Below are 24108 nucleotides of genomic sequence, written 5' to 3' on the forward strand. Positions count from 1 at the left end.
GCTCCGCTCGTCCGATCATTCGACTGAGTTTTGCCCTTCCACCAGCACTGCTTTGCTAGGTGGTTTTGAGTCAAAACAGTAAGTTAGGGCCTAATTTCAACGATGAACTTCGTTTATTTCCAGCCGCGCTACTTATTCCCAGGGGAGATTTGCCAAGCAATTGTCAAGTATTTCCTGTACGATGCCTGGCCAAGTTAATTTTCTACAGGTTAGTGGCCGCCATGCGCGTAAAAGCATCCAACAGCAAAGCAAAGCCAGCTCCAGCCGTTGAAACCAGCGAATCGATCAACAGCCAAATCGCTGCTTTCCTCAAGTCCGGTGGCGAAATCCAGCAAATTGCAAAAGGCGTGAGCGGCCAGACTTTCGGCCCGTCCAAGCAGATCAGCCTGGGTAAAAAGTAACACCGCGCAAAATACCTGGTCCCTAAGCGTCTTGCCTCCAAGGCGCTAGGACTAGAGCCCGAAACACCCTCCTTCTACATTCAATATTGCGTTAATCGACGAACGGGCCTCATCGCCTGGCATTCGCCGGTATCCTTGCACACGTCTAGCACGGGCATCTGCCCGATTTTCTCCGTTACTGCTCCTCGCTTTTCATGGAGTGAAGCATGCTCAAATCCTGCATTTTTCTGGTCAGCACATTAGTGGCTTGCCCCCTTGCCGAAGCGCAGATCTTCCAGCGCGAATTGGGCGACTTCGACCTGAAATTAGGCACTACCCCCAGCCGCAGCATGGCACAGGGCCTGGTCAAGCCGACCTCGCCGGGCAGCGACTCTTTCCACGGGGGGTTAGACCTCAGCCACAACAGCGGCCTGTACTTCGGCCAGTTCTCGCCAAACATGGGCCTGTCTTCGGCAAGCACCCTCGAAGTCGACTCCTACATGGGCTTCAAACACCCCTTCGACCAGACGCTCGGCTACGAAGTCGGCTTGATCCACTACAGCTACCCCAAGCTCAGCCCCCTCGACAGCCAAGAGTTCTACGGCGGCTTGAACCTGTTGGGCAATCGTTTCGGTGCCTCCTTCAGCAACGACCCGGACCGCCAGGACAGCACGATTTTCGCCGACCTCGGCGGCACCCAACCCTTCGGCATCGGCGTCAGCATGAAGTACACCACCCACCAATTGGGCACTCCAGCTTCGGTGGACGGCGGCACCATCAGCAGCTTCAGCGACTGGTCGGTTCAGTTCTCCCGCGCCTGGAAGGGCATCGACTTGGACCTGATTTACAGCGACTCCAGCCTTAGCGGCGGCGACTGCTCGGCGTACTCCGGACACAATTCGCAATGCGACGGGCTGTTGACGTTAAAGGCCGCGCGGTCGTTTTATTGATGGGCTGAACTGTAGCGCCTGGCGCGGGTTCACATGCATTGAATCCCTCTGCCCAAGGAAACGCCCATGCTGCGTCGGCTCAAACTGTTGGTGGCCCTGCTGACCCTAAGCCTGGCACTCGCCGGCTGCAACCGCGTGGGCCTGGCCTACCGCAACCTGGACGTGATCATCCCCTGGACCCTCAATGACTACCTGGACATGAACGCCGGGCAGAAGAGTTGGTTCAACGATAAGCTCAAGGAACACCTGGCCTGGCATTGCACCACGCAGTTGCCGGGTTATCTCGATTGGCTCGATCGCCTGCAACAGATGGTCGACGAAAACCAGGTCACCGATTCGGCACTGAAAACGCGCACCGCCGAAGCCGAACAGGCAATCGCTGACGTCGCCCGCGAAATCACCCCCTCAGCCATCGAATTGCTCCAGGGGTTGAATGATCAGCAGGTCAAAGAAATGAATGACGCCCTGGCCAAGGATCTGCGCAAACGCCAGGACGACTACCTTAAGCCGCCCCTCACCCAACAAATCAAGGACCGCGCCGAGCGCATGAACAAACGCCTGGACACCTGGATGGGCCCACTGAGCGCTAGCCAGCAAAATCGCGTCACCGCGTGGTCCGTCGCGCTGGGCGAACAGAATCAGGAATGGATCGGCAATCGCGCCCATTGGCAGGCGCAATTTATCGAAGCGGTGCAGCAACGCCACAGCGCCGAATTCCCACAGAAGATGCAGCAACTGCTGGTGGACCGCGAAAGCCTATGGACCCCGCAATATCGCGCGGCTTACGCCCAGACCGAAGCTGCGGCGCGCAGCCTGATTGTCGACGTGATGGCCGAAAGTACGCCGCAGCAACGCCTTAAACTCACGCAGAAAATCGACGGCGTACGCAGCGACTTCAAGGCACTCAAATGCCTCAAGGCCGCCGGGATTTAATGTGGGAGGGGCTGCCACCCACACTGGGTCCGCGCATACCCGTCAGGCAATCTGCGCTTTGGACGCCACTTCAGCGAAGGTTGCCGGGTCCAGTGCATCCGGCTGCTCATCCAGCACTTGGCGCGGGTGATCGTTGCCGGGAATGGAACTGTCGATCAGCGCCAGCAGTTGGGCACCCAATTGCGTCAAAATGAAGTTCTCACCATTTCCGCCCTCTGCCTCGGGGCGCGATTCAATAAAACCGCGCTTGAACAGCAGCGCTTCATAATCCGCTGCGGTCTTTTTCAGCGCATCCAGATTGCCGGTGTTCTCACCCGCCGTGGCCTTCTCGGCCGCTTCCTGCTCGGCGTATTTGCGCGGGGCAAAGCTGCCTTCGCCGTTCTGCACTTCGTGCAGCAGACGTTCGATTAGATCCCAGTTGTAAGTCGTCATCCTGATTCCTCCTGCAGGCCTAAGAAAAAGTAGCCCGTCAAAAGGTGTGACATGCCACACCTGCCACCGTTCAGCCCGCCAGACGGACGTCATTTCTCTGAACTTTCAAGACGTTCGCCCCCTCAACCGCACATCATCACCAAGGAGGTACGTACCATGAACACCTTGAGAAACCTGGCCATCGCCGCCGCCCTGCTCACGGCCCTGCCCGCCTGGGCCTGCACGCCCGAAGAGGCCACGGCGAAACGAGAGCAGTTGGCGACGGAAGTGACCAAGCTCACCGAGCAGAACCCCACCAAAGCCAAAGAGATGAACGACGAGCTGCAGAAGATGGACCTGGACACTGAAAGCGCGGAATTCCCTGACAAGTGCCAGCTCATCGACGCCCGCCTTAAAGAATTGAAAGAAGCTGCGGCAAAAGCCAAAAACTGAAGGCATAAAAAAACCGGACGATGTCCGGTTTTTTCACATCAGCGCTGGCTTATTCAGCAGCCGGTGCTTCGGGCTTGCGGCGTTTAAGCGGGGCCATGCCGTCTTTGCTGACCAACGACAGGTTATCGGTCTTCGGACGGTTGGCGATCTTGCGCTTGGTCGGCGACTTGGCACCGGTTTTCTTCTTGTCGCCCTTGGCGTCAGTCTTTTTCTTCTTCACGCCAACAGCCTTGCCCGACGCCTTGACCTTCTTCGGCCCGGTGTAGGTGCCTTTGACTTCCTTGATGGTGCGCCGCTCGAACGACTGCTTGAGGTAGCGCTCGATGCTCGACATCAGGTTCCAGTCGCCATGGCAGATCAGCGAGATGGCCAGGCCATCGTTGCCGGCACGCCCGGTACGGCCGATACGGTGCACGTACTCGTCGCCGCTTCGTGGCATGTCGAAGTTGATCACCAGGTCCAGGCCATCAACGTCCAGGCCACGGGCAGCCACATCGGTAGCCACCAGGATCTTCACGCCGCCCGCCTTGAGGCGATCGATGGCCAGCTTGCGGTCCTTCTGGTCTTTCTCGCCGTGCAGCACGAAAGCCTTGTATTCCTGGGCAACCAAGCGACCGTAGATGCGGTCGGCGGCAGCGCGGGTGTTGGTGAACACGATGGCCTTCTGGTAGGTCTCGTTGGCCAACAGCCAGTTGAGGATCTGTTCTTTGTGCACATTGTGGTCAGCGGTGACGATCTGCTGGCGCGTGGTGGCATTCAGGTCGCTGACATTGTTGACCTGCAAGTGCTCAGGGTTGTTCAGCACCTTGGCGACCATTTCGCGCAAGGTCGAGCCACCGGTAGTGGCGGAGAACAGCATGGTCTGCTGGCGATTGACACATTCGGCAACCAGACGCTGAACGTCGTCGGCAAAGCCCATGTCGAGCATGCGGTCGGCTTCGTCGAGCACCAGCACTTCGACTTCCTTGAGGTCGAGGTTGCCGGCGTTGAGTTGCTCAATCATACGGCCTGGGGTGCCGATCAAGATGTCCGGCACCTTGCGCAGCATGGCGGCCTGGACCTTGAAGTCTTCGCCGCCAGTAATAATGCCGGACTTGATGAAGGTGAACTGCGAGAAGCGCTCCACTTCCTTCAAAGTCTGCTGGGCGAGCTCACGGGTCGGCAGCAGGATCAGGGTCTTGATGCTCACGCGGACTTTGGCCGGGCCGATCAGACGATTCAGAACCGGCAAGACGAAAGCGGCGGTTTTGCCGCTGCCGGTTTGAGCCGTCACCCGCAGGTCACGCCCTTCGAGCGCGAGCGGGATGGCCGCTGCTTGCACAGGCGTAGGCTCGACAAATTTTAGCTCGGCCACGGCTTTGAGCAGGCGTTCGTGCAGGGCGAATTGGGAAAACACGGGTGCTACCTCGAAGAAATACAAAATATCAGCTGCATAGGGTAACGGTTTCGGGCGCCCAAACCGAGTTTCTTTACGCGAACGGTGCGAATCAGGTGCTTTTTTGTCAGGGCATTTGTCTACAACGTCAACTTTGTCGCACTTAGATGCTCTAATCGCGCCGTCTTGTCTTACAGAGGAATCGGTTTCACCCATGGATATCAAACAGCTTTGGCTCAACGTCCAAGACCTATGGGGCGCCCTCGACCAACACCCGGTGCTGCATGCCAGCCTTGGTTTTATGGTGTTGCTGGTGGTGGCCCTGCTGCTCGGACGGGTAGCGCGATACCTCACCCTGCACGCCGTCAAATTGCTCGGCCGCCAACCGTCACTGCATTGGCTCAATGATCTGCGGCACAACAAAGTCTTCCACCGCCTGGCGCAAATGACGCCGTCCCTGGTGATCCAGTTCGGCCTGTACCTGGTGCCGGACTTGAGCAAAACCGCAATTCTGTTCATCGGCAACGTGGCGCTGGCCATCTCCATCCTGTTCCTGGTCCTGGCCATGAGCGCCCTGCTCAATGCCCTGCTGGACATCTATGCCCGCACCGAACACGCACGCACCCGCTCAATCAAGGGTTACGTGCAGTTGGCGAAGATGGTGCTGTTCGTGTTCGGGGCGATCATCATCGTCGCCACACTGATTGACCGCTCGCCGCTGTTGCTGCTGTCGGGTTTGGGTGCGATGTCGGCGGTGATTCTGTTGGTGTACAAGGACACGCTACTGTCGTTCGTCGCCAGCGTGCAGCTCACCAGCAACGACATGCTGCGGGTCGGTGACTGGATCGAAATGCCCCAGGTCGGCGCCGACGGCGACGTGGTGGACATCACTCTGCACACGGTCAAGGTGCAGAACTTCGACAAGACCATCGTCTCCATTCCTACCTGGCGCCTGATGTCCGAGTCGTTCAAGAACTGGCGCGGCATGCAAGCCTCCGGCGGGCGTCGGATCAAGCGCAGCCTGTTCATCGATGCCAGCGGCGTGCGTTTCCTGCGCGATGACGAAGAGGTGCGCATGACCCAGGTGCACCTGCTCACCGACTACATCGGGCGCAAGCAGGCAGAGCTCAAGGCCTGGAATGAAGCCCAAGGACACAGCGCACAACTGCTGGCCAACCGTCGCCGAATGACCAACCTCGGCACCTTCCGCGCCTATGCCCTGGCCTACCTGAAAAGCCATCCGGACATCCAGCCGAACATGACCTGCATGGTGCGCCAGATGCAAACCACGGCTCAGGGCGTGCCGCTGGAGATCTACTGCTTCACCCGCACCACGGCGTGGGCCGATTACGAGCGCATCCAGGGGGACATCTTCGATTACCTGCTGGCGGTGTTGCCGGAGTTTGGACTGAGTCTGTACCAGCAACCGAGTGGCACCGATCTACGGGCAGGAATTCTGGCGCTGACACCCAGCCCCCAGAGCACGCCAGCCCTGCAGTGAGCCCGAAGCCGGCGAGGTGAAAATACGCGCCTCGCCGGCGCAATATCCCCCTAAGCGCCGGCAACTATGTGTAGCCGCTGCGACCGAATAATCAACTGACGCAAACAATAAAGAAAATTTCTCCTACGCCTTTAGTGATTCTCACTACTTGTGCGCACTATTTCTAATCTGTTTTTAAAAAAACCAACGCCTTAGCATTTGGCCATCAAACAACGCCAGATAAAGGCCATCCCTCATGTTATGGACAACTCAGCTTTCTGATAATGCGGCAGACTTTGTATTAACTTCGAATGCCGAAGCGTTGACCCACTATTGTGGTGCTAGTGCCTTTGCTCAACCTCGCGATTTTTATACCACTAGTCCCTATCAGCGACCTTCCAGGCCGCAGGACGTGACCGACTCGATCATCACCACCAGCCTGACCAGCGACCAACTTTCAGACAGTCAGCATTTGTTGGCACAACGCTTGTTATTGAATATCTACGAGCAAGACTTAGTCTTCTTGCCCAAGCCGCCATTAGAACTCGACTTAAAGGCTTTCAAACAGTTCTATGACCCCCAACATGCCGCCAGTGGCAAAAAGATCCGCCCGTTACTGGAACACTACTTATACAACTGGCTTAAGGAAGAAGTGCACATCAATGGTCCTTGGTGCCTGGACTCTTTTGTCGCCCACACCGATAAAGTCTTGGATGATGTAGCCCAAGCCGACTCCAAACTGCATGAGGTGCTGACCACCAGCCGCAACCCCCAGCGTGCCGCGCGTTTTTTCATGACCCAATGCGCAGGGGATTTCCTCAGTGAAGCCTCGGCCATGGCGCGCAATGTTCTGGGTAACTGCGGTGTGTACACCAGCGAGTTATTCAAGATCCTGATCGACGAGTATGGCTACGGCGTCGACAAAAAGAAGCACAGCACCATCTTTGAAGACATGCTCCAGGACATGGACATGTCACACCACGTGCACCATTACTGGCAGTTCTACACGCCGGCGTCGCTGTCGCTGACCAACTATTTCCACTATGTGTCGGCCAACCACGGCGAACTGTTCCGCTACATCGGCGCCATGTACTACACCGAAGCCACGCTGGCGCTGACGACCAAGCACCAGTCCCGTGCGATCAAGACCATCTTCGATGGCCAGGTCTCCACTGCCTACTTCGATGAGCATGCTCATATCGATGTGCACCACGGCAGAATGGCACTTCAGCGCCTGATCATTCCCATGATCAAGCAGTTCGGCACCAAGATCATCCCCGACCTTATCCGCGGCTTTGAAGAGTTCAAGCTCCTTCAGGACATCGCCGACGAAGAACTGTATGCCCATATCAAATGGCACGACGAGCTGGATGAACATCGCGCCAAGGCTTCGCAGCTTCAGGGCCAAAAGCCGGTGGACCTGCGAATCACCGAGGCTGAACACGAGCTCTCGGTGCTGCACACCCACCCCAATGACGAACTGTTCTGGGTCGAATCCGGCGAGCTGGAGTTTATCGCCAGCCCCGAATTGACTGTGCGCCTCATCGCCGGCGAAGGCGTCGTGATTCCCAAGGGAATGCTCCATGGCACGCGCATCGTCAGTCCGTCCTGCACGTACACCGTCACCGCCATCTGAATGGGCCACCCAATGAAAGCCATCAGCCTGAATATCACCCACGCCCATTACGTGGCCGTGGAGGACAGAACCTATTTTCTGAAGCGTCACGCGTATTCGACGCAATTGCTGCCCACCTCGTGCCCCCATCGTGGCGGCCCACTGCACATGGGCGAAGTGACGGGCGACGGCCAAAGCGTGATCTGTCCCTGGCACGACAACGCCTACAAGGTCTGCAACCTGGAAAAGAAGGCGCTGCCCACCGTGCGCGTCAGAAACCAGATCAGCACCGTGGTCGGCGACACCGAACGGTGCGTGCCGCTACTTAAACTCTCCCGTTACGACGGATGAAGCCCATGAAGACTAATTCGACACTGACCGCGTTCTATTCAATCGTGACCCTCTTCACCGGCCTCGACATGGCGATTGTGATCGCGATGGTCTGGTTTGGCCTTGAGACCACCGGGTCCACATTCCTGGTAGGCGCCACCTTGTGTATGGCGACCGTAGTCCCCTATTTATGCGAACAGTACATCGGCAAGTTCTTCACGATTGAACTCAGCCTGAAACGGCTGCTGTACATACGCCTGGCTGCGTTCGCCGCCGTCCTGGGATTGTCGTTTACCCAGGCCGCCTTGCTGCCGATCGGCTTCCTGGCGATCGCGTTTGTGGTGGGCGTCACCGACTACTTCACCATCAGTACCCTGGAATCGAAAAACACCAAGCTGGTGCTGGCAGGCCTCACCGACAGCGATACCTGCGCGCGGTTGATGCAAACCTCCATCCAGATCGGTGCCTTCGGCGGCGCGCTCCTGGGCGGTTTGATCGTGGATGTGTTCTCGGTCAACGAGACGCTGCAAATCATCAGCCTGGCGGCGATTGTGTCACTGGCGGGCGTCTACCTGGTGGCCGACAGCCCCAGCGCACACGGCACCGATCAGACCGCAGCCTCCACCGCCGCCGCGCCGCTGGACCTGCCGCGCAACCTCTACATTCTGATCATTGTGTTGAGCATGATCGGCTTCCATATCGGCGCGTTCAACAGCCTGGTGCCTATCGTTTTTCAAAAGCTCTATGAGTGGAACGCCACCCTGTTTGGCGTCGCCAGTGGCCTGGCCGGCCTGGGGGCCTTCAGCGCCGCCGTGCTTCCGCGTATCAAGCTCAACAGCTATGGGGCCATCGCACTGGTGATTCTGGCGGACGTGGCAATCGTCTACTTCCAGAATCTCTACGTGATGATGGCCGCTGCGTTCCTGCTGGGCTTTTGCATCAACAGCCTGCGGATCCAACTGCGTAAAACCCTGATTGAATCGGCGCCCAACGACCGGGTAGCCGACGTCATCGCCGCGAAAAGCTCGCTCTACTACCTGCTGGTCAGTGGCTCGGCACCGATGATCCTGACGTTCTTTACCACCTCGGGCTTTCTCGGACTCGAAGGCGCACGGCTGTTGATGATCGTCTCCGCCGGCCTGTTGGCCACTGCCGTACTGGCGTGGAACCTGACCCCCGCAGCCTCGCCTGCCGCCACCACGGAATAAGGATTGCACGACGTGAAAACCGTACTGATTGTTGACCCATTCTCCACGGGCAAGCTCTATGCGCCCCTGCTCAACGCGCAGGGCATACGGTGCATCGCCGTGATCTCCACACGCGCCTTGCCCGAACACTTCACCAACGACCTGGTCGCTGAGAATTTCCATGAGGTGTATCACTGGGAAGAGAGCCTGCTGATCACCCTGGAAACGTTGTCTTTGAGCGCAGTGATCGCCGGTTGCGAAACCGCCATCTACCTCACGGACTACCTGACGGAGTTGCTCAGCATTCCGGGTAACAGCCGTATCACCAGCGACCTGCGGCGCAACAAATTCTCCATGCAGCAGGCGCTGAAAAAACACCAGTTGGCGCACATCGACTCGCACCTGTTGAGCTCGCCAAGCCGCATTGGCGAAGTGGTGGCCAAGCTGGAAGAGTCGGCCACCTATGTGGTCAAGCCGCTGAATTCGGCCGCCACCGAAGGCGTGGTGTTTGCCCAGGGCAAAGGCGAAGCAGAAACCGCGTTGAGAAACGCGGCCTGGCAGCAGAAGAATGACCTGGGTGAGGTCAACCTGGGGTTTATCGTGCAGTCGTTTATCGCGGGGCCGGAGTACGTGGTGGATATGGTCGCCTTCAACGGCACGTACATCATTGCCAGTGTCTGCAAGTACACCAAAATTCAGAAGAACGGCAGCATGTTTGTCTACGAAAGCCTGGACACACTTGATCCCCAGGCTGCGCACCTGCAACCGCTGACCGATTACGCCCGCCAGGCAGCCGCGGCGCTCGGCGTGCGGGTCGGGCCGATTCATATGGAGATCATTTGGTCCGATGCCGGGCCGGTGATGATTGAAGCCGGAGGTCGCTTGCACGGCGGCATCGCGCCCCTTCTGTTTCAACAGGTCTATCACCCCGACTTGCTGTCGCTGTCGATCGACAGCTACCTCGGCCACCCACGCCCGCAAGCTGATGCAGCGAGCCAGATCAGCCATGGCCGGATCGGTTTCTTCTGCTCCGATGCACAACGCACCTTCGATCCTCCCTCTCCCCAGGCCCTCCAGAGTGCCCAAGCGGACGAGGCCTATTGCGGCCACCGGTACTTCATCGCTCCCGGTCATACCACGCCGGTCACGATTGACTTCGCCACCTGTCCGGGGCTGTTCTGGCTACAGAGTCCTTCGGCGCTGCAACTGGACACCAGTACCGCGAACCTTCGAAAACTACTCTGGGGCTAAGGTTATGCAAAGTCGCTTGATCATCAAAAAATCAGCCTGTGAGCTGGGCATCAATAATGCGTGCGCCGCGGTTATCGAAGACATCACCGTTTCAGACGACCAAAGCTTCGTCGGGGTGTTGCAGAGCAACCTGAACCACGTCGCATCCCGCCTCAATGAGCTGGACTCGAACATCGTGTATGAAGGGTTTGCCAAGCAGCTCAAAAAACTCGGCTACGAAAACACCGTCAGCGCCAACGAAAAGCTGCTGCGGCGCTTCATCGCCAAGGGCGTATACCCCATCAACAACATCGTTGACGCCTATAACGCCGTCTCCATCCGTCATGGGGTCAGCATCGGTGTGCACACCTATCATCAGAAAGATGACATCTACGTGATGCGCTCTGACAAACCAAGGGTTCTACGCCCACTGTTTGCCAAGAAGGCCATCACCATTCCCGTTGGCGATATCGTCTATACCTGCGGGGATGTGCCGTTGGCGAGCATCGGCAAGGTTGACGCCGACGCCCATGACTTCCGGCTGACGAAGGACTCGTCAAGGCTTCTGGTGGTGATCCTGGGGCATGACGACACGTCGCTTCAATTCAACCAGGGCGTCATCGAAGAGCTGGTGGACACGCTTCGTCAGAAAATGCCGAACCTGAGCCATCACTTCCTTGAAACGGTTCGCGATCACGCCTGAAGCCACGCGTTGAAGAAACGGCCGGCGCCTAGCGCCAGGCCTTCAGCACGGGGTTGACCACGACTTCCTTCACATGCTCGATGTTCAGCAGGCTTTCCTTGAAGACCATCAGTTCTTCAAAGCTCCTGTAGCGAACGTCGAGCATCATGTCCACGTCGCCAAACAGTGAGTAGGCGTGCACCACTTGGCTGAACTGCTGGATCTTCGGAAACACCAGGTGGCAGTTGCTGCCATTGAGCGTCAGCATCAAGAACGCCGCTTGCAGGGTCTCATCGCCCTCGGCTACGTTGATGGTGAAGCCTAGGATGATGCCCTTTTCAATCAACTTCTGGACACGCGACTCCACCGCTGTTCGCGACTTATGAACTTGCCGCGCCAATTGCGCCAGGCTGACCCGGGAGTCGTCCTTCAAGGCTGCAATGATCAGTTCATCAATCTTGTCCACTCTGCCGCCCCCACACCGTTCTTTTCTATAACAGACTTTCATTGCCGCTCACGCATGCCTTGGGGCCATCACGTCGCAGACTTTACGCCAGGCGCAGGCTTTATGCCCAACCGACTGATCCACACCGCCCCGAGAATCACCAACCCACCCAACGCCAGGCGGCCCAGGGGTTCGTGTTGGTTCCAGATCAGCAGGTTCAGCAACAACCCCACTGGTACATGCAGATTGTTCATCACCGCCAGCGTGCCGCCATGCACCAAACACGCGCCCTTGTTCCACCAGTACATGCCCAGCGCCGTGCTGACCAGCCCGAGGAACACCAACACACCCCATTGCAGCGGCGCTTGCGGGAGAAAGTCGGCCTTGGCGAACAGCAGGAACGCCGGCAACACCACCAGCAACGCACCGAGGTAGAAGTAACCGAAGCGCCGGTAGTGCGGCAGGTCACTCGGATAACGCGCTACCAGGTGCTTGTACATCACTTGCCCGGCGGCGTAGGTGAAGTTGGCCAGTTGCAGCAGCAGGAAGCCCATCAGGAAGTGAGGCGTGATCTGATCGAAACGAATCACCGCCGCCCCCGCCACTGCCACCAAGGCGGCGACCAGGGCCCAGGGATTGAACCGCCGGTTAAGCGCATCTTCGATAAGCGTCACGTGCAACGGCGTGAGGATGGTGAACAGCAACACCTCCGGCACCGTGAGCACGCGAAAACTCAGGTACAGGCACACGTAGGTCACGCCAAACTGCAGCGCGCCGATCACCAGCATGCCTCGCATGAAGGCCGGCTCTACCGAGCGCCAGCGGGTCAGCGGGATAAATACCAGCCCGGCCAGCACGACGCGCACCAGCACGGCGAAGTAACTGTCGACATGACCGGCGAGGTATTCGCCGATCAGACTGAAGGAAAATGCCTGAATCAGGGTGACAACCAGTAGATAGCCCATGTGTGCCTCGCTTCGAATGGGCGCGACATTAAAGGTTTTCAGGGTTTGAAGAAACTCAGGGCAAAAAAAACCCGACCTCGCTAAAGCGTCAGTCGGGCAGGAGCACTTAGGAGCAACAAGTGCAAAGGGAGGTTCGTACGCGTACTTGAAGGGTTTGCGTGGAGCGATATAAACACCGCGCGATTATCTGACGATTAAAGGATCAAGCGGCTCATGCCACGAGCTGCACCAGCAGGGCCTTGGCGTGGTTGATGCCTTTTTCCTGGAAGTCACCGCTCAGGTTCACCCCTTCGGCGTGAATGAAGGTGACGTCATGAATCCCGATAAACCCCATGACCTGGCGCAGGTAAGGTTCCTGGTGATCGGAGCTGGCGCCGGCGTGGATGCCGCCGCGCGCGGTAAGGACAATGGCACGCTTGCCGGTCAACAGACCCTGGGGGCCGGTGGGGGTGTACTTGAAGGTCACACCAGCGCGTAACACGTGATCCAGCCAGGCCTTGAGGGTGCTGGGGATGGCGAAGTTGTAAATCGGCGCGGCCATCACCAGTACGTCGGCGGCGAGCAGTTCGTCGGTCAATTCGTTGGAGCGGTTAAGGGACACCTGCTCGCTGTCGTTGCGCTGATCCGCAGGTTTCATCCAGCCGCCAAGGAGGTTGGCGTCCAAGTGCGGCACCGGGTTGAGGGCCACGTCGCGCACGGTGATCTGGTCTGCCGGGTGGGCGGCCTGCCATTGGCTGATGAACTGCTGGGTCAGTTGACGGGAGATCGAGTCCTGTTGGCGGGCGCTGCTTTCGATGATCAGAACGTTGGACATGGCTTCGTAGGCTCCATCTGTAAATGCTGTAAGTCGATGGAGAAAAGATTAACCATGGCTCATTCGATAAAAAAGCGCAAAAAACTGCTATAACCCATCTAGAAATTTGTTGATATGCGGAGTATTCCTGTAGACATGCTCCGCTACCCCTTTATTTTGGCGCGCAGTCCAAGGCAATCCGCATCTTGATAATGGCGCGGTTGAACTTGACCGTGGTGTTGGTGCTTTTGCCTGCCGGCACCGAGACCGTGCGTCGGCGTGGTGCCTCCGGGCCATTGGTGAAGACTACCGAGCACAGGGCATCGTTGGTGCCGTAGTTGTTTAGTTGAATCGAACTGATGTCGCCGTCCACGTCTGAGGCGGTGTAGTCCACGCTCACGCCACTGATCTTTTTTGTCACGTCGATGGGGTACGCAAACGCGCTCATCGGCAGCAGCGCCAATAGCACATAACAAAATTTTCTCATTCGGCAGTCTCCAATAAGGACCGCCAGCTTAGGACAAGAGGAACCTATCTTGAAAGCGCCCCGCGTTACCCTCGATCAATGGCGCACGCTGCAAGCCGTGGTCGACCATGGCGGCTTCGCCCAGGCGGCCGAAGCGCTGCACCGTTCGCAATCTTCGGTGAGCTACACCGTGGCCCGCATGCAAGACCAGCTTGGCGTGCCGCTGCTGCGCATCGACGGGCGCAAAGCCGTGCTCACTGACGCCGGTGAAGTGCTGTTGCGCCGCTCCCGGCAACTGGTGAAAAACGCCAGTCAGCTGGAAGACCTCGCCCACCATATGGAACAGGGCTGGGAAGCCGAAGTGCGGCTGGTCGTGGACGCTGCCTACCCCAACGCCCGCCTGGTGCGCGCCCTCACAGCCTTTATGCCGCAAAGCCGTGGTTGCCGCGTGCGCCTGCGTGAAGAGGTGTTGTCCGGCGTTGAAGAGTTGTTGATCGAAGGCGTGGCCGACCTGGCGATCTGCGGCTTCAGCATCCCCGGTTACCTGGGCACGGAAATGAGCGACGTGGAATTCGTCGCCGTGGCCCACCCCGAGCATCCGCTGCACCGTATGAATCGCGAGCTGAGCTTCCAGGACCTGGAAAGCCAGATGCAAGTGGTGATCCGCGACTCCGGCCGCCAGCAGCCACGGGATGTGGGCTGGCTCGGCGCCGAACAACGCTGGACCGTCGGCAGCCTGGCCACCGCGGCCGCCTTTGTCGGCAGCGGCCTGGGCTTCGCCTGGCTGCCGCGGCACATGATCGAACGCGAACTCGCCGAGGGCGTGCTCAAGCAACTACCCTTGGAACAGGGCGGCAGCCGTCACCCCGCGTTCTACCTGTACTCGAACAAGGACAAACCCCTGGGGCCAGCGACGCAGATCCTCGTGGAGTTACTGCGCACGTTTGACACGGCGCCCCTGGACGCACCTTTCGCCGCCCCCCAACAAGCCTGAAACGGAGTTCATCCATGGCCTGGTTCGACCACGAAGGATGCAGCCTGCACTACGAGGAATACGGCCACGGCACACCGCTGGTGCTGATCCACGGCCTGGGCTCCAGCAGCCAGGATTGGGAATTGCAGATTCCGGTACTGTCCAGGCACTACCGGGTGATCGTGGTGGACGTACGCGGTCATGGTCGCTCAGACAAACCGCGTGAGCGTTACAGCATCCCAGGGTTCACCCATGACGTGGTGGCGCTGTTCGAGCACCTGAACCTGCCTGCCGCTCATGTGGTGGGCCTGTCCATGGGCGGCATGATCGCTTTCCAGTTAGCCGTGGATGAACCTACGTTGGTCAGAAGCCTGTGCATCGTCAACAGCGCACCCGAGGTCAAGGTGCGCAGTGCCGATGACTATTGGCAGTGGGCCAAGCGCTGGACGCTGGCCCGCGTGCTCAGCCTGGCGACCATCGGCAATGCCCTCGGCGACCGGCTGTTCCCCAAACCCGCGCAGGCCGACCTGCGCCGCAAGATGGCCGAACGCTGGGCAAAAAACGACAAACGTGCTTATCTCGCCAGCTTCGATGCGATTGTGGGCTGGGGCGTGCAGGAACGACTTTCGAGGATTACCTGTCCAACCCTGGTCATCAGCGCCGACCACGACTACACCCCCGTGGCCCAGAAAGAAAACTATGTAAAACTGCTGCCCGATGCGCGGCTGGTGGTGATCAAGGATTCCCGCCACGCCACGCCCTTGGACCAACCCGAAGTCTTTAATACCACCCTGCTCGATTTTCTAGAGACAGTCGAAACCACTACCCAGGATCACTGACCCATGCTGAAAAAAATCGCCTTCTTTGCCGGTTCCGTTCTGTTCGCTGCCAACCTGATGGCGGCCGAACCCGCCAAGGCGCCACACGTATTGATCTCCACCACCAACGGCGACATTGAAATCGAATTGGACCCGGTCAAGGCGCCGATCAGTACTAAGAACTTCCTGGCCTATGTCGACAAGGGTTTCTACACCAACACGATTTTCCACCGTGTGATCCCGGGCTTCATGGTCCAGGGTGGCGGTTTTACCCAGTCGATGTCGCAAAAGCCGACCGAAGCACCGATCAAGAACGAAGCCAGCAACGGCCTGCATAACGTGCGTGGCACCTTGTCCATGGCGCGCACCAATGACCCGAACTCGGCGACCAGCCAGTTCTTCATCAACGTGGCTGACAACGCCTTCCTCGATCCGGGTCGCGATGCCGGTTATGCCGTGTTCGCCAAAGTGGTCAAGGGCATGGACGTGGTTGATGTGATCGTCAACTCGCAAACCACTACCAAGCAGGGCATGCAGAACGTGCCAATCGATCCTGTGTACATCAAGTCGGCCAAGCGCATCGACTGAGGTAGCAGGTAGTTCCGCGCGCGGCCCACAAGGCGGCGCGCGCATTTGAAAGGAGAGCCCGCACAGCGGGCGTCATACTCAATGCTCTATCGTCGTTTTGAACAACTGATCGATATTTTCCGCGACGCACCCAGCGAAGCCCCTCCCGATAAAGTCCTGCCCTTCTACCTCTACTACCTGCGCCAGGTGTGGCCGCACTTTGCCGCCTTGCTGGTAGTTGGACTGATTGGTGCGCTGATCGAAGTCGCGCTGTTCAGCTACCTGAGCCGCATCATCGACCTCGCCCAAGGCACCCCACCCGCTGACTTCTTCCAGGCCCACAGCACCGAGCTGATCTGGATGGCCGTTGTCGCCCTGTTGCTGCGCCCGATCTTCGGCGCACTGCATGACTTGCTGGTGCATCAGACCATCAGCCCCGGGATGACCAGCCTGATTCGCTGGCAGAACCACAGCTATGTGCTCAAACAGAGCCTCAACTTCTTCCAGAATGACTTCGCCGGTCGTATCGCCCAACGCATCATGCAGACCGGCAACTCCCTGCGCGACTCCGCCGTGGCGGCGGTGGATGCGATCTGGCACGTGGCGATCTACGCCATCAGTTCGCTGGTGCTGTTCGCTGAGGCCGACTGGCGCCTGATGATCCCGCTGGTGACCTGGATCATCGCCTACAGCCTGGCACTGCGTTACTTCGTGCCACGGGTAAAGGAGCGCTCGGTGATTTCCTCCGAGGCGCGCTCCAAACTGATGGGCCGCATCGTCGACGGCTACACCAACATCACCACCTTGAAGCTGTTCGCCCATACCCAATCCGAACAGGAGTACGCCAAGGAAGCGATCATCGAGCAGACCGAAAAAACCCAGTTGGCCAGCCGCGTGGTGACCAGCATGGACATCGTGATCACCACCATGAACGGCCTGCTGATTGTCACCACCACCGGCCTCGCCCTGTGGCTATGGACCCAGTCGCTGATTTCCGTGGGCGCGATTGCCCTGGCCACCGGTCTGGTGATCCGCATCGTCAACATGTCCGGCTGGATCATGTGGGTGGTCAACGGCATCTTCGAAAACATCGGCATGGTGCAGGACGGTCTCAAGACCATCGCTCAGCCATTGGCGGTGATTGACCGCGACAACGCGCCGCGCCTGACGGTGCCCCGTGGCGAAGTACGCTTTGAGCAGGTGGATTTCCACTACGGCAAACAGAGCGGGATCATTGGCGGCCTGAACCTTGAGATCAAGGCCGGTGAAAAGATCGGCCTGATCGGCCCGTCCGGGGCGGGCAAATCAACCCTGGTCAACCTGCTGCTGCGTCTGTACGACCTGCAAGGCGGGCGCATCCTGATCGATGGCCAGAACATAGCCGAGGTCGCCCAGGAATCCCTGCGCGCCCAAATCGGCATGATCACGCAGGACACCTCGCTGCTGCACCGTTCGATCCGCGACAACCTGCTGTACGGCAAGCCCGACGCCACCGACGAAGAGCTCTGGGCCGCCGTGCACAAGGCTCGCGCCGATGAGTTCATCCCACTGCTGTCAGACTCCGAAGGCCGCACCGGGCTGGATGCACACGTGGGCGAACGCGGGGTGAAACTCTCCGGTGGCCAACGTCAGCGTATTGCCATCGCACGCGTGCTTCTCAAAGATGCGCCGATCCTGATCATGGACGAAGCCACTTCGGCCCTGGACTCGGAAGTGGAAGCGGCGATCCAGGAAAGCCTGGAAACCCTGATGAAAGGCAAGACCGTGATTGCGATTGCACACCGCTTGTCTACGATTGCGCGGATGGATCGCTTGGTGGTGCTGGAGAAAGGCCAGATTGCCGAAAGCGGCAGCCATGCCGAGTTGCTGGCCCATAAGGGCTTGTATGCGCGGTTGTGGCAGCACCAGACGGGCGGTTTTGTCGGAATCGACTGAGGATTTCAATCCTATACGCCGTTCAAAATGTGGGAGGGGGCTTGCCCCCGATGAGGGTGTGTCAGTTGCTGCATCGGTGACTGACACACGGCTATCGGGGGCAAGCCCTCTCCCACATTTGCTCACAGCCATTCAGTAGCCAGCCACTCAGTAGAATGTGCAGTTCGCGCCAACGCCCACAGCCCTTTGGCGCTTTTTCATCGCCTGGATTTGTGTAAAAACCGTGCTGTACTGAGTGCAGTGCCCAGACGGGCGCTGAAGTAAATCTGCAGGGAGCATCATTGATTTACTGATTCGGTAGAGTGATCTATCAAGGACGTGCTGCATGTCTTTGTTCAAGCGTTCAGTCACAGAGGGGCTGGGTACGTTTTGGCTGGTGTTGGGCGGTTGCGGGAGTGCGGTGTTGGCCGCCGCGTTTCCTGCTGTCGGGATCGGGTTGTTGGGCGTGTCCCTGGCGTTCGGGCTCACGGTGCTGACCATGGCGTTTGCCATTGGGCATATCAGCGGTTGTCACCTCAACCCGGCGGTATCGGTGGGGCTGGTAGTGGGCGGGAGGTTTCCGGCCAGGGAGTTACCGGCGTACATCGTGGCCCAAGTCATTGGCGGGGTAGTCGCCGCCGCATTGTTGTACTTCATCGCCAGCGGCAAGCCTGGCTTTGAACTGGCCGGCGGGCTGGCCTCCAACGGCTATGGCGAGCATTCGCCGGGCGGTTATTCGATGGCGGCGGGGTTGGTGTGCGAGCTGGTGATGACGGCCATGTTCGTGCTGATCATCCTCGGCGCCACCGACCACCGCGCCCCGAAGGGCCTCGCGCCCATCGCCATTGGCCTGGCGCTCACCTTGATCCACTTGATCTCCATCCCTGTCACCAACACCTCAGTCAACCCGGCTCGCAGTACCGGGCCGGCACTGATCGTGGGCGGGTGGGCGATCCAGCAATTGTGGATGTTCTGGCTCGCGCCGATCCTCGGTGCGGTCATCGGCGGTGTTACCTATCGGTGGCTGGGCAGGGAGGACTCAGCCTGAAACCAGCGGGGGTCAGCCCTGCCGATAAGGCAGGGCCGCCCTCGCCTCTTCGGCATACGCCAGAATCCCTACCCGCTCACGCTCAAGAAAATCCTCCACGGCATTCTTCAACCCTGGATGGCGCAAGTAATGCCAGGAGTGGGTGATCACCGGCTCAAACCCGCGAATCAATTTATGCTCGCCCTGGGCGCCAGCGTCGAAGCGTTGCACGCCGTGGGCGATGGCGTAGTCCATGCCCTGGTAGAAACAGGTTTCGAAATGCAGGCGGTCGAACTCCGCCAGGCAACCCCAGTAGCGGCCGTAGAAGCTATCACCGCCGATCAGGCTGAAGGCCATGGCCACCGGCCGCGCGCCTTGTTTGGCCAGCACCACCCGGATTGCCTCGGGCATACGTTCGGCCAGCAGGCTGAAAAACGCGCGGGTCAGGTAAGGCGATTGGCGGCGCACCGCGTAGGTGTTGGCGTAGCAGGCGTAGACAAAATCCCACTGCGCCTCGCTCAACTCATGGCCTTGCAACCATTCGAAGTCGATACCCTGCCCCGCAACTTGCTCACGCTCTTTGCGCATCTGCTTGCGCTTGCGTGAACTCAGGGCGTCGAGGAAATCCTGGAAGTCACGGTAGCCACGGTTCTGCCAATGAAACTGGCAGCCCAGGCGCTGCATCCAGCCCGGTTGCAGGGCTAAGGCCTCATCGGCCAAGGCATCGGTAAAGTTGATATGCGCACTGGAGAGCCCTTCGATTTCCAGGTAGCCCGGCAGGCTGTTGAGCAATTCGAAACCGTCCTGTGCGTTGGCCGCCAACAGGCGCGGGCCACTGACCGGACTGAACGGTACAGCTGTCAGCAATTTGGGGTAGTACTCGATACCGGCCCGCTCGCAGGCATCGGCCCAGCCGTGATCGAACACGTATTCGCCATAAGAATGCCACTTGCGATAACCCGGCAGTGCCGCCACCAGCCGATCACCTTCCCAGTGCAGTAAATGCTCCGGCTGCCAGCCGGAGTGCGGGCCGACGCTGCCGCTGTCTTCGAGGGCGCTCAGGAACGCATGCCGCACGAACGGTTGGGCCTGAGGCACCAAGGCATCCCAGGTCTGCGGGGCTATTTCGGACAAGCTTTGCAGGCGTTGCAACGGCATCGGCATCCTCACTACATCAGGGCGTAAAAGCTCCGCGAGTATCGCTTATCGCTAGGTTTCACACACCCTCAAATCGCCCGACAAGGCTCTAAAACAATAGTTCCAAAGCAGAAGAATTTGTCACACAGATGACATCACTTCGCCACTGCTGCGTCATAAACCATCGCGATACTGACGCCTGTTTTTAGAGCGCCTGGTTCTACCAGTCGGCTATTTTTCCGTCCGTCATCGGTCGGTTGTGTCCTGGATGGTTTGCCATCCCTCCTCACTTTCGGAGATTGATATGCGTCTTGCTTCCACTAAAACTGCGGCGGCCCTGTGCGGCGGCCTGTTACTGGCCCTGAGCGTTCCGGCCAGCGCTGCAGTCGACGCTAAACTGCTCGACATGCTCAAGGCCAACGGCCAGATCACCGCTTCGCAGTACACCGAACTGCAAAACGAGTTGGCCAAAGACCAGAAAGAACAGCAGATCGCCCGGCAAGCTCAGCAAGAGAGCAACGAACAGATCGCGGCCACCGCGAAAAAAACCAATGAGCTGAGCAGCTTCGACCAGAAGCTGGCTTGGGCAGCCAAGACACAATTCAAGGGTGACGTACGTTTCCGCCACGAGACCATCAAGATCGATGGCACCCCCAACAATGGCGGCAAGGACAAGGACCGTGAGCGCATCCGCGCGCGTCTGGGCGCCTACACCGAAATCAACCCACAAGTAGATACCGGCATCCGCATTGCTACCGGTAGCAGCGACGACGCCCGTTCCACCAACCAGGACCTGGATGGCTACTTCAACAAGAAGTCGATCTGGCTGGACCTGGGCTACATCGACTACCACCCGGACCAAATCAAAAACCTGCACGTGATCGGCGGCAAGATGCTGCAACCGTGGGTCAGCATGGGCGACGTGATCTGGGATAGCGATATCAACCCGGAAGGTCTGGCCCTGACCTACAAATACCCACTGGGGAGCAGCGCCGAGCTGTTCGGCAGCCTGGGTAACTACAACCTCAAAGACAACGTCAATGGCGACGGCGTGCAATTTCGCAATGACCTGCGCATGACCGCCGGCCAGTTGGGCTCGCGTTTCACCCTGACCGACAACCTGAAGCTGACGCTGGGCGGCAGTGTCTATGCGTTCCAGAATGACGAAGACAGCCGCTGCCCGACCGCCGGTTCCTTCCAGTGCCTGACCCCGGCTGAAACCGTGGCGAACACCACGGCCGGCAATGCCAGCGAATACCGCCTGTACGAAGGCTTCAGCCAAATCGATATCGGCGGCCTGGCCGTACCGTTGTCGTTCTACGGCCAGTACGTGCAAAACACCAAAGCCACTGATAAAGACAAGGACACAGCCTGGTTGCTGGGTGCCAAGTCCAAGGTGTTTGGCCTGAACCTGGACTACAACTACCGCGATGTGCAGCGTTACGCGGTGGTGGGTGCCCTCACCGACTCGGACTTCGCCGGCGGCTTCACCGGTGCACGGGGTCACAAGTTCAAGGTCGGTTACGACATCGACAAGAACTTCGCCATTGGCGCGACTTACTTCCTGACCAAGGCAGACTACGCCAGCGTCGCAGGTTACCGCGACGCCAATGCCAATACCCTGCAGTTGGACGCAGAAGCCAAGTTCTAACAGTACGTGTAATAAGCCTTGGGCCAGGACGGCCCGAGGTGGTTGCAACAGCCTTGCGTGGCGAGATCGATCCCCATCATCCGTTCGATCGCGCCACGCGAGTCTGCTTCTACCCCGCCTTTATTGATCCTTGAGCCGCTCGGCAGCCAGCCGTTGCGCCAAGGCATCCACATCCTTCACCGGCTCATCCGGCATGATCTTCAGGGTCGCCTGCATCAGGCGCATCTGACGGATAAACCGGCGGCAGTTCGGGCAGAACATCAAGTGATGACGCACCAGCAAGCGCTCGCGAAAGGTCAATTGCCCATCGAGATAGTCACTGGAACGTGCCACTTGTTCTTTACAGGTCAACATTCGCCCGTTTCCTCAAAATGCTCCACCGTGGCAAAGACTTTAAGCCGTCCTCGATGTAACAGCACACGGACATTGGAGAGTGAGAGCGTCAGGAGATTACAAATCTCCTCCAACTCCAGGCCCTGGCGTTCACGCAGCACCAGGACGCTGCTTTGCAACTGCGACAAACTCAGCAGCGTATGCTCCAGGCAATCACGCAGCTCATCCTCGGTCAGCAAGGCTTCCGGCGTGTCCTGATGCCAGGCAAAGGGGGCGACCGCCCAGTGGCCATCGTCGGGGGTAAAGCGGTCATCGCCGATGGTGCCGTGGGGCGAAGGCAAATCGTCGAGCAACACCTCACGACGATTCTGCTTGTAGCGCCCCTTGGCGGCGTTAGCGGTGATGGTCAGCAGCCAGGTCTTGAGGCTGGACCGGCCTTCGAACTTGGACAGGTTGCGCACTACCGACAGCCAGGCGTCCTGGACGATTTCATCGGCATGGCGCTGGCCGACGATGGCATATGCCACCGCCCGCATGGCGCTCTGGTAGGTGGTGACCAACTCCTTGTAAGCCCGTTGATCACCCTTGAGCAGGCGTTCAAGCAGATGCGCGTGGTCCGCTGCTGCCATTGTCTACCTCGATTTCACTGCAAGGCCTGTCGCAGGATCAACGCTTGCGCAGGATCACGCTGCCGATGGAATAGCCTGCACCGAACGAACTGAGCACCGCAACCGACCCCTTGGGCAGGTCATCCTGGTAGGTGTGAAACGCAATCACCGAGCCAGCAGAGCTGGTATTGGCGTAAGTATCGAGAATCACCGGGGCCTCTTCTACCGTGGCTTCGCGGCCCAGCAGTTTCTTCACGATCAGGTGGTTCATGCTCAGGTTGGCCTGGTGAAGCCAGAAGCGTTTCACATCGGCCACGTTCAACTGGTTTTCTTCGAGGTGCACGCCGATCAGCTCGGCCACCATCGGGCATACGTCGCGGAAGACTTTGCGGCCTTCCTGCACGAACAGCTTGTCGGGCGCGCCGATGCCCTCTTCCGCCGCACGGTTGAGGAAGCCGAAGTTGTTGCGGATGTTGTTGGAAAACTTGGTCAGCAGCTTGGTGCTCACCACATCGAACTGGTGCTCGGACGTTGCCAGGTCGGCACGTTCCAGGACCACAGCAGTAGCGGCGTCACCAAAGATGAAATGGCTATCGCGATCGCGGAAGTTCAGATGGCCGGTGCAGACCTCCGGGTTGACCATCAGGATCGCCCGGGCCTGGCCGAGTTGGATGCTGTTGGCGGCGTTCTGGATGCCGAAGGTCGCCGAGGAGCACGCCACATTCATGTCAAAACCGAACCCGGCGATACCCAGGGCTTCCTGGACTTCGATGGCAATGGCCGGGTAGGCGCGCTGCAGGTTGGAGCAAGCGACGATCACGCCGTCGATGTCGGCGGCGGTCTTGCCCGCACGCTGCAGGGCTTGTTCGGCGGCGCCGATGGCCATCTGGCAGAGCACCGACCATTCGTCGTTGCTGCGCTCAGGCAGGCGTGGGGCCATGCGCTGCGGATCGAGAATGCCGTCTTTGTCCATCACGAAGCGGCTCTTGATGCCTGACGCCTTTTCGATAAAGGCCGCGCTGGACTCAGTCAGCGCCTGCACCTCGCCACGCTCGATGGCAGCGGCGTTGTCAGCATTGAACTGCTGCACGTAGGTATTGAAAGACTGCACCAGCTCTTCGTTAGAGATGCTGTTGGCAGGGGTGTAAAGGCCAGTGCCGCTGATGACGACGTTATGCACGGTCGTTCCTCTAAATCTGTCAGGCAGAAGATATTGGTACCGTCGTACCAAACTGTGAGTAGTTCTATTCCGCCCAGCGGACATCAAACTGGCATCGCTTTATTCCATCGCGTCGCTGCTACGACGATCCCGGCATTTATGGGCGCGAAGTTTGCCACAAACGCTGGGGTTTGGCGCCACTTCCCAGACAAACACCTTTTTAATG

The 24108-nt window shown here is 58.8% G+C and carries 26 protein-coding genes; 16 read left to right on the forward strand and 10 right to left on the reverse strand.

What is annotated here, in order from left to right; genetic code table 11:
* Window positions 1-221: 221 nt before the first annotated feature.
* From G9Q84_RS10245 to G9Q84_RS10255, 3 genes are all read left to right on the forward strand, one after another.
* On the forward strand, window positions 222-401 hold the full coding sequence (locus G9Q84_RS10245) for a hypothetical protein (RefSeq protein WP_003193095.1): 180 nt from the start codon (window positions 222-224) through the stop codon (window positions 399-401).
* A 206-nt stretch (window positions 402-607) separates the two neighbouring features.
* Complete coding sequence (locus G9Q84_RS10250) at window positions 608-1330, forward strand: TorF family putative porin (protein ID WP_122754458.1); 723 nt, start codon at window positions 608-610, stop codon at window positions 1328-1330.
* A gap of 66 nt (window positions 1331-1396) precedes the next feature.
* The gene (locus G9Q84_RS10255; protein ID WP_122754459.1) at window positions 1397-2263 is read left to right on the forward strand and encodes a DUF6279 family lipoprotein; all 867 of its coding nucleotides are present in this window, start codon (window positions 1397-1399) and stop codon (window positions 2261-2263) included.
* A gap of 42 nt (window positions 2264-2305) precedes the next feature.
* Here the strand turns inward: G9Q84_RS10255 and G9Q84_RS10260 are convergent, their stop codons facing one another.
* Window positions 2306-2695: a hypothetical protein gene (locus G9Q84_RS10260; protein ID WP_032887737.1), complete on the reverse strand. Its 390-nt coding sequence runs from the start codon at window positions 2693-2695 to the stop codon at window positions 2306-2308.
* 156 nt (window positions 2696-2851) lie between these two features.
* Between G9Q84_RS10260 and G9Q84_RS10265 the strand changes: the two genes are divergently transcribed.
* A complete protein-coding gene (locus G9Q84_RS10265; RefSeq protein WP_095185399.1) occupies window positions 2852-3127 on the forward strand; it encodes a hypothetical protein in 276 nt (91 codons plus the stop codon).
* Window positions 3128-3176: 49 nt separating this feature from the next.
* Here G9Q84_RS10265 and G9Q84_RS10270 read toward each other — a convergent pair whose 3' ends face one another.
* A complete protein-coding gene (locus G9Q84_RS10270) occupies window positions 3177-4523 on the reverse strand; it encodes a DEAD/DEAH box helicase (protein WP_017735367.1) in 1347 nt (448 codons plus the stop codon).
* A 193-nt stretch (window positions 4524-4716) separates the two neighbouring features.
* Between G9Q84_RS10270 and G9Q84_RS10275 the strand changes: the two genes are divergently transcribed.
* From G9Q84_RS10275 to G9Q84_RS10300, 6 genes are all read left to right on the forward strand, one after another.
* Window positions 4717-6003 carry a mechanosensitive ion channel family protein gene (locus G9Q84_RS10275; protein ID WP_032887734.1) on the forward strand — a complete coding sequence of 429 codons (1287 nt, stop codon included), beginning with the start codon at window positions 4717-4719 and terminating at the stop codon, window positions 6001-6003.
* A 391-nt stretch (window positions 6004-6394) separates the two neighbouring features.
* Complete coding sequence (locus G9Q84_RS10280) at window positions 6395-7618, forward strand: iron-containing redox enzyme family protein (RefSeq protein ID WP_233896885.1); 1224 nt, start codon at window positions 6395-6397, stop codon at window positions 7616-7618.
* A 12-nt stretch (window positions 7619-7630) separates the two neighbouring features.
* Window positions 7631-7948 carry a Rieske 2Fe-2S domain-containing protein gene (locus G9Q84_RS10285; protein ID WP_032887730.1) on the forward strand — a complete coding sequence of 106 codons (318 nt, stop codon included), beginning with the start codon at window positions 7631-7633 and terminating at the stop codon, window positions 7946-7948.
* A gap of 5 nt (window positions 7949-7953) precedes the next feature.
* On the forward strand, window positions 7954-9135 hold the full coding sequence (locus G9Q84_RS10290; protein WP_181643244.1) for an MFS transporter: 1182 nt from the start codon (window positions 7954-7956) through the stop codon (window positions 9133-9135).
* 12 nt (window positions 9136-9147) lie between these two features.
* Window positions 9148-10365, forward strand: coding sequence for an ATP-grasp domain-containing protein (locus G9Q84_RS10295; RefSeq protein ID WP_032887726.1), 1218 nt, complete (start codon window positions 9148-9150; stop codon window positions 10363-10365).
* 4 nt (window positions 10366-10369) lie between these two features.
* A complete protein-coding gene (locus G9Q84_RS10300) occupies window positions 10370-11047 on the forward strand; it encodes a phenylalanine--tRNA ligase beta subunit-related protein (RefSeq protein ID WP_032887724.1) in 678 nt (225 codons plus the stop codon).
* Window positions 11048-11075: 28 nt separating this feature from the next.
* On the opposite strand, the gene G9Q84_RS10305 is transcribed toward G9Q84_RS10300, so the two are convergent.
* The 4 genes from G9Q84_RS10305 to G9Q84_RS10320 all read right to left on the reverse strand — a co-directional run bounded on the left by G9Q84_RS10305 (window position 11076) and on the right by G9Q84_RS10320 (window position 13716).
* The gene (locus G9Q84_RS10305) at window positions 11076-11492 is read right to left on the reverse strand and encodes an Lrp/AsnC family transcriptional regulator (RefSeq protein ID WP_032887722.1); all 417 of its coding nucleotides are present in this window, start codon (window positions 11490-11492) and stop codon (window positions 11076-11078) included.
* A gap of 68 nt (window positions 11493-11560) precedes the next feature.
* Window positions 11561-12436, reverse strand: a complete 876-nt coding sequence (locus tag G9Q84_RS10310) for a carboxylate/amino acid/amine transporter (RefSeq protein ID WP_032887720.1) — start codon at window positions 12434-12436, stop codon at window positions 11561-11563.
* Window positions 12437-12647: 211 nt separating this feature from the next.
* Window positions 12648-13250, reverse strand: coding sequence for an FMN-dependent NADH-azoreductase (locus G9Q84_RS10315; protein WP_181643245.1), 603 nt, complete (start codon window positions 13248-13250; stop codon window positions 12648-12650).
* A gap of 151 nt (window positions 13251-13401) precedes the next feature.
* Entirely contained in the window at window positions 13402-13716 is a 315-nt protein-coding gene (locus G9Q84_RS10320) for a hypothetical protein (RefSeq protein WP_032887716.1), read from the reverse strand.
* A gap of 49 nt (window positions 13717-13765) precedes the next feature.
* Here G9Q84_RS10320 and G9Q84_RS10325 point away from each other — a divergent pair, with 49 nt between their 5' ends.
* The 5 genes from G9Q84_RS10325 to aqpZ all read left to right on the forward strand — a co-directional run bounded on the left by G9Q84_RS10325 (window position 13766) and on the right by aqpZ (window position 19015).
* Window positions 13766-14689, forward strand: coding sequence for a PA3225 family LysR-type transcriptional regulator (locus tag G9Q84_RS10325; protein WP_032887714.1), 924 nt, complete (start codon window positions 13766-13768; stop codon window positions 14687-14689).
* Window positions 14690-14703: 14 nt separating this feature from the next.
* Window positions 14704-15507 (forward strand): alpha/beta fold hydrolase, encoded by an 804-nt coding sequence (locus G9Q84_RS10330; protein WP_181643246.1) that lies wholly within the window; start codon window positions 14704-14706, stop codon window positions 15505-15507.
* A gap of 3 nt (window positions 15508-15510) precedes the next feature.
* Window positions 15511-16074 carry a peptidylprolyl isomerase gene (locus G9Q84_RS10335; protein WP_032887711.1) on the forward strand — a complete coding sequence of 188 codons (564 nt, stop codon included), beginning with the start codon at window positions 15511-15513 and terminating at the stop codon, window positions 16072-16074.
* Window positions 16075-16155: 81 nt separating this feature from the next.
* Window positions 16156-17988 (forward strand): ABC transporter ATP-binding protein, encoded by a 1833-nt coding sequence (locus G9Q84_RS10340; protein ID WP_181643247.1) that lies wholly within the window; start codon window positions 16156-16158, stop codon window positions 17986-17988.
* 325 nt (window positions 17989-18313) lie between these two features.
* A complete protein-coding gene (gene aqpZ, locus G9Q84_RS10345; RefSeq protein ID WP_032887707.1) occupies window positions 18314-19015 on the forward strand; it encodes an aquaporin Z in 702 nt (233 codons plus the stop codon).
* Between the two features lie 12 nt (window positions 19016-19027).
* Here the strand turns inward: aqpZ and G9Q84_RS10350 are convergent, their stop codons facing one another.
* A complete protein-coding gene (locus G9Q84_RS10350) occupies window positions 19028-20152 on the reverse strand; it encodes a GNAT family N-acetyltransferase (RefSeq protein ID WP_032887706.1) in 1125 nt (374 codons plus the stop codon).
* 283 nt (window positions 20153-20435) lie between these two features.
* Between G9Q84_RS10350 and G9Q84_RS10355 the strand changes: the two genes are divergently transcribed.
* Window positions 20436-21782, forward strand: coding sequence for a putative porin (locus G9Q84_RS10355; protein WP_032887704.1), 1347 nt, complete (start codon window positions 20436-20438; stop codon window positions 21780-21782).
* A 120-nt stretch (window positions 21783-21902) separates the two neighbouring features.
* Here the strand turns inward: G9Q84_RS10355 and G9Q84_RS10360 are convergent, their stop codons facing one another.
* Genes G9Q84_RS10360 through G9Q84_RS10370 form a run of 3 tightly spaced genes read right to left on the reverse strand, consistent with a single transcriptional unit; the run spans window position 21903 to window position 23903 of the window.
* The gene (locus G9Q84_RS10360; RefSeq protein ID WP_032887702.1) at window positions 21903-22136 is read right to left on the reverse strand and encodes an anti-sigma factor family protein; all 234 of its coding nucleotides are present in this window, start codon (window positions 22134-22136) and stop codon (window positions 21903-21905) included.
* Window positions 22130-22744: an RNA polymerase sigma factor gene (locus tag G9Q84_RS10365; protein ID WP_181643248.1), complete on the reverse strand. Its 615-nt coding sequence runs from the start codon at window positions 22742-22744 to the stop codon at window positions 22130-22132. Before G9Q84_RS10365 ends, G9Q84_RS10360 begins: the two co-directional genes overlap by 7 nt.
* 37 nt (window positions 22745-22781) lie before the next feature.
* Window positions 22782-23903 carry a beta-ketoacyl-ACP synthase III gene (locus G9Q84_RS10370; RefSeq protein WP_032887699.1) on the reverse strand — a complete coding sequence of 374 codons (1122 nt, stop codon included), beginning with the start codon at window positions 23901-23903 and terminating at the stop codon, window positions 22782-22784.
* Window positions 23904-24108: the final 205 nt, after the last annotated feature.

Source organism: Pseudomonas sivasensis (assembly GCF_013778505.1).
In the GTDB taxonomy this organism is placed as follows: domain Bacteria; phylum Pseudomonadota; class Gammaproteobacteria; order Pseudomonadales; family Pseudomonadaceae; genus Aquipseudomonas; species Aquipseudomonas sivasensis.

Excerpts from the sequence above, each read along its gene's own strand:
- G9Q84_RS10255 (WP_122754459.1), top strand. The coding sequence starts at position 1,397 with ATGCTGCGTCGGCTCAAACTGTTGGTGGCCCTGCTGACCCTAAGCCTG.
- G9Q84_RS10350 (WP_032887706.1), bottom strand. The coding sequence starts at position 20,152 with ATGCCGTTGCAACGCCTGCAAAGCTTGTCCGAAATAGCCCCGCAGACC.
- G9Q84_RS10315 (WP_181643245.1), bottom strand. The coding sequence starts at position 13,250 with ATGTCCAACGTTCTGATCATCGAAAGCAGCGCCCGCCAACAGGACTCG.
- G9Q84_RS10310 (WP_032887720.1), bottom strand. The coding sequence starts at position 12,436 with ATGGGCTATCTACTGGTTGTCACCCTGATTCAGGCATTTTCCTTCAGT.
- G9Q84_RS10250 (WP_122754458.1), top strand. The coding sequence starts at position 608 with ATGCTCAAATCCTGCATTTTTCTGGTCAGCACATTAGTGGCTTGCCCC.
- G9Q84_RS10365 (WP_181643248.1), bottom strand. The coding sequence starts at position 22,744 with ATGGCAGCAGCGGACCACGCGCATCTGCTTGAACGCCTGCTCAAGGGT.
- G9Q84_RS10320 (WP_032887716.1), bottom strand. The coding sequence starts at position 13,716 with ATGAGAAAATTTTGTTATGTGCTATTGGCGCTGCTGCCGATGAGCGCG.
- G9Q84_RS10265 (WP_095185399.1), top strand. The coding sequence starts at position 2,852 with ATGAACACCTTGAGAAACCTGGCCATCGCCGCCGCCCTGCTCACGGCC.
- G9Q84_RS10355 (WP_032887704.1), top strand. The coding sequence starts at position 20,436 with ATGCGTCTTGCTTCCACTAAAACTGCGGCGGCCCTGTGCGGCGGCCTG.
- G9Q84_RS10290 (WP_181643244.1), top strand. The coding sequence starts at position 7,954 with ATGAAGACTAATTCGACACTGACCGCGTTCTATTCAATCGTGACCCTC.
- G9Q84_RS10260 (WP_032887737.1), bottom strand. The coding sequence starts at position 2,695 with ATGACGACTTACAACTGGGATCTAATCGAACGTCTGCTGCACGAAGTG.
- aqpZ (WP_032887707.1), top strand. The coding sequence starts at position 18,314 with ATGTCTTTGTTCAAGCGTTCAGTCACAGAGGGGCTGGGTACGTTTTGG.
- G9Q84_RS10360 (WP_032887702.1), bottom strand. The coding sequence starts at position 22,136 with ATGTTGACCTGTAAAGAACAAGTGGCACGTTCCAGTGACTATCTCGAT.
- G9Q84_RS10300 (WP_032887724.1), top strand. The coding sequence starts at position 10,370 with ATGCAAAGTCGCTTGATCATCAAAAAATCAGCCTGTGAGCTGGGCATC.
- G9Q84_RS10335 (WP_032887711.1), top strand. The coding sequence starts at position 15,511 with ATGCTGAAAAAAATCGCCTTCTTTGCCGGTTCCGTTCTGTTCGCTGCC.
- G9Q84_RS10340 (WP_181643247.1), top strand. The coding sequence starts at position 16,156 with ATGCTCTATCGTCGTTTTGAACAACTGATCGATATTTTCCGCGACGCA.
- G9Q84_RS10275 (WP_032887734.1), top strand. The coding sequence starts at position 4,717 with ATGGATATCAAACAGCTTTGGCTCAACGTCCAAGACCTATGGGGCGCC.
- G9Q84_RS10285 (WP_032887730.1), top strand. The coding sequence starts at position 7,631 with ATGAAAGCCATCAGCCTGAATATCACCCACGCCCATTACGTGGCCGTG.
- G9Q84_RS10245 (WP_003193095.1), top strand. The coding sequence starts at position 222 with ATGCGCGTAAAAGCATCCAACAGCAAAGCAAAGCCAGCTCCAGCCGTT.
- G9Q84_RS10330 (WP_181643246.1), top strand. The coding sequence starts at position 14,704 with ATGGCCTGGTTCGACCACGAAGGATGCAGCCTGCACTACGAGGAATAC.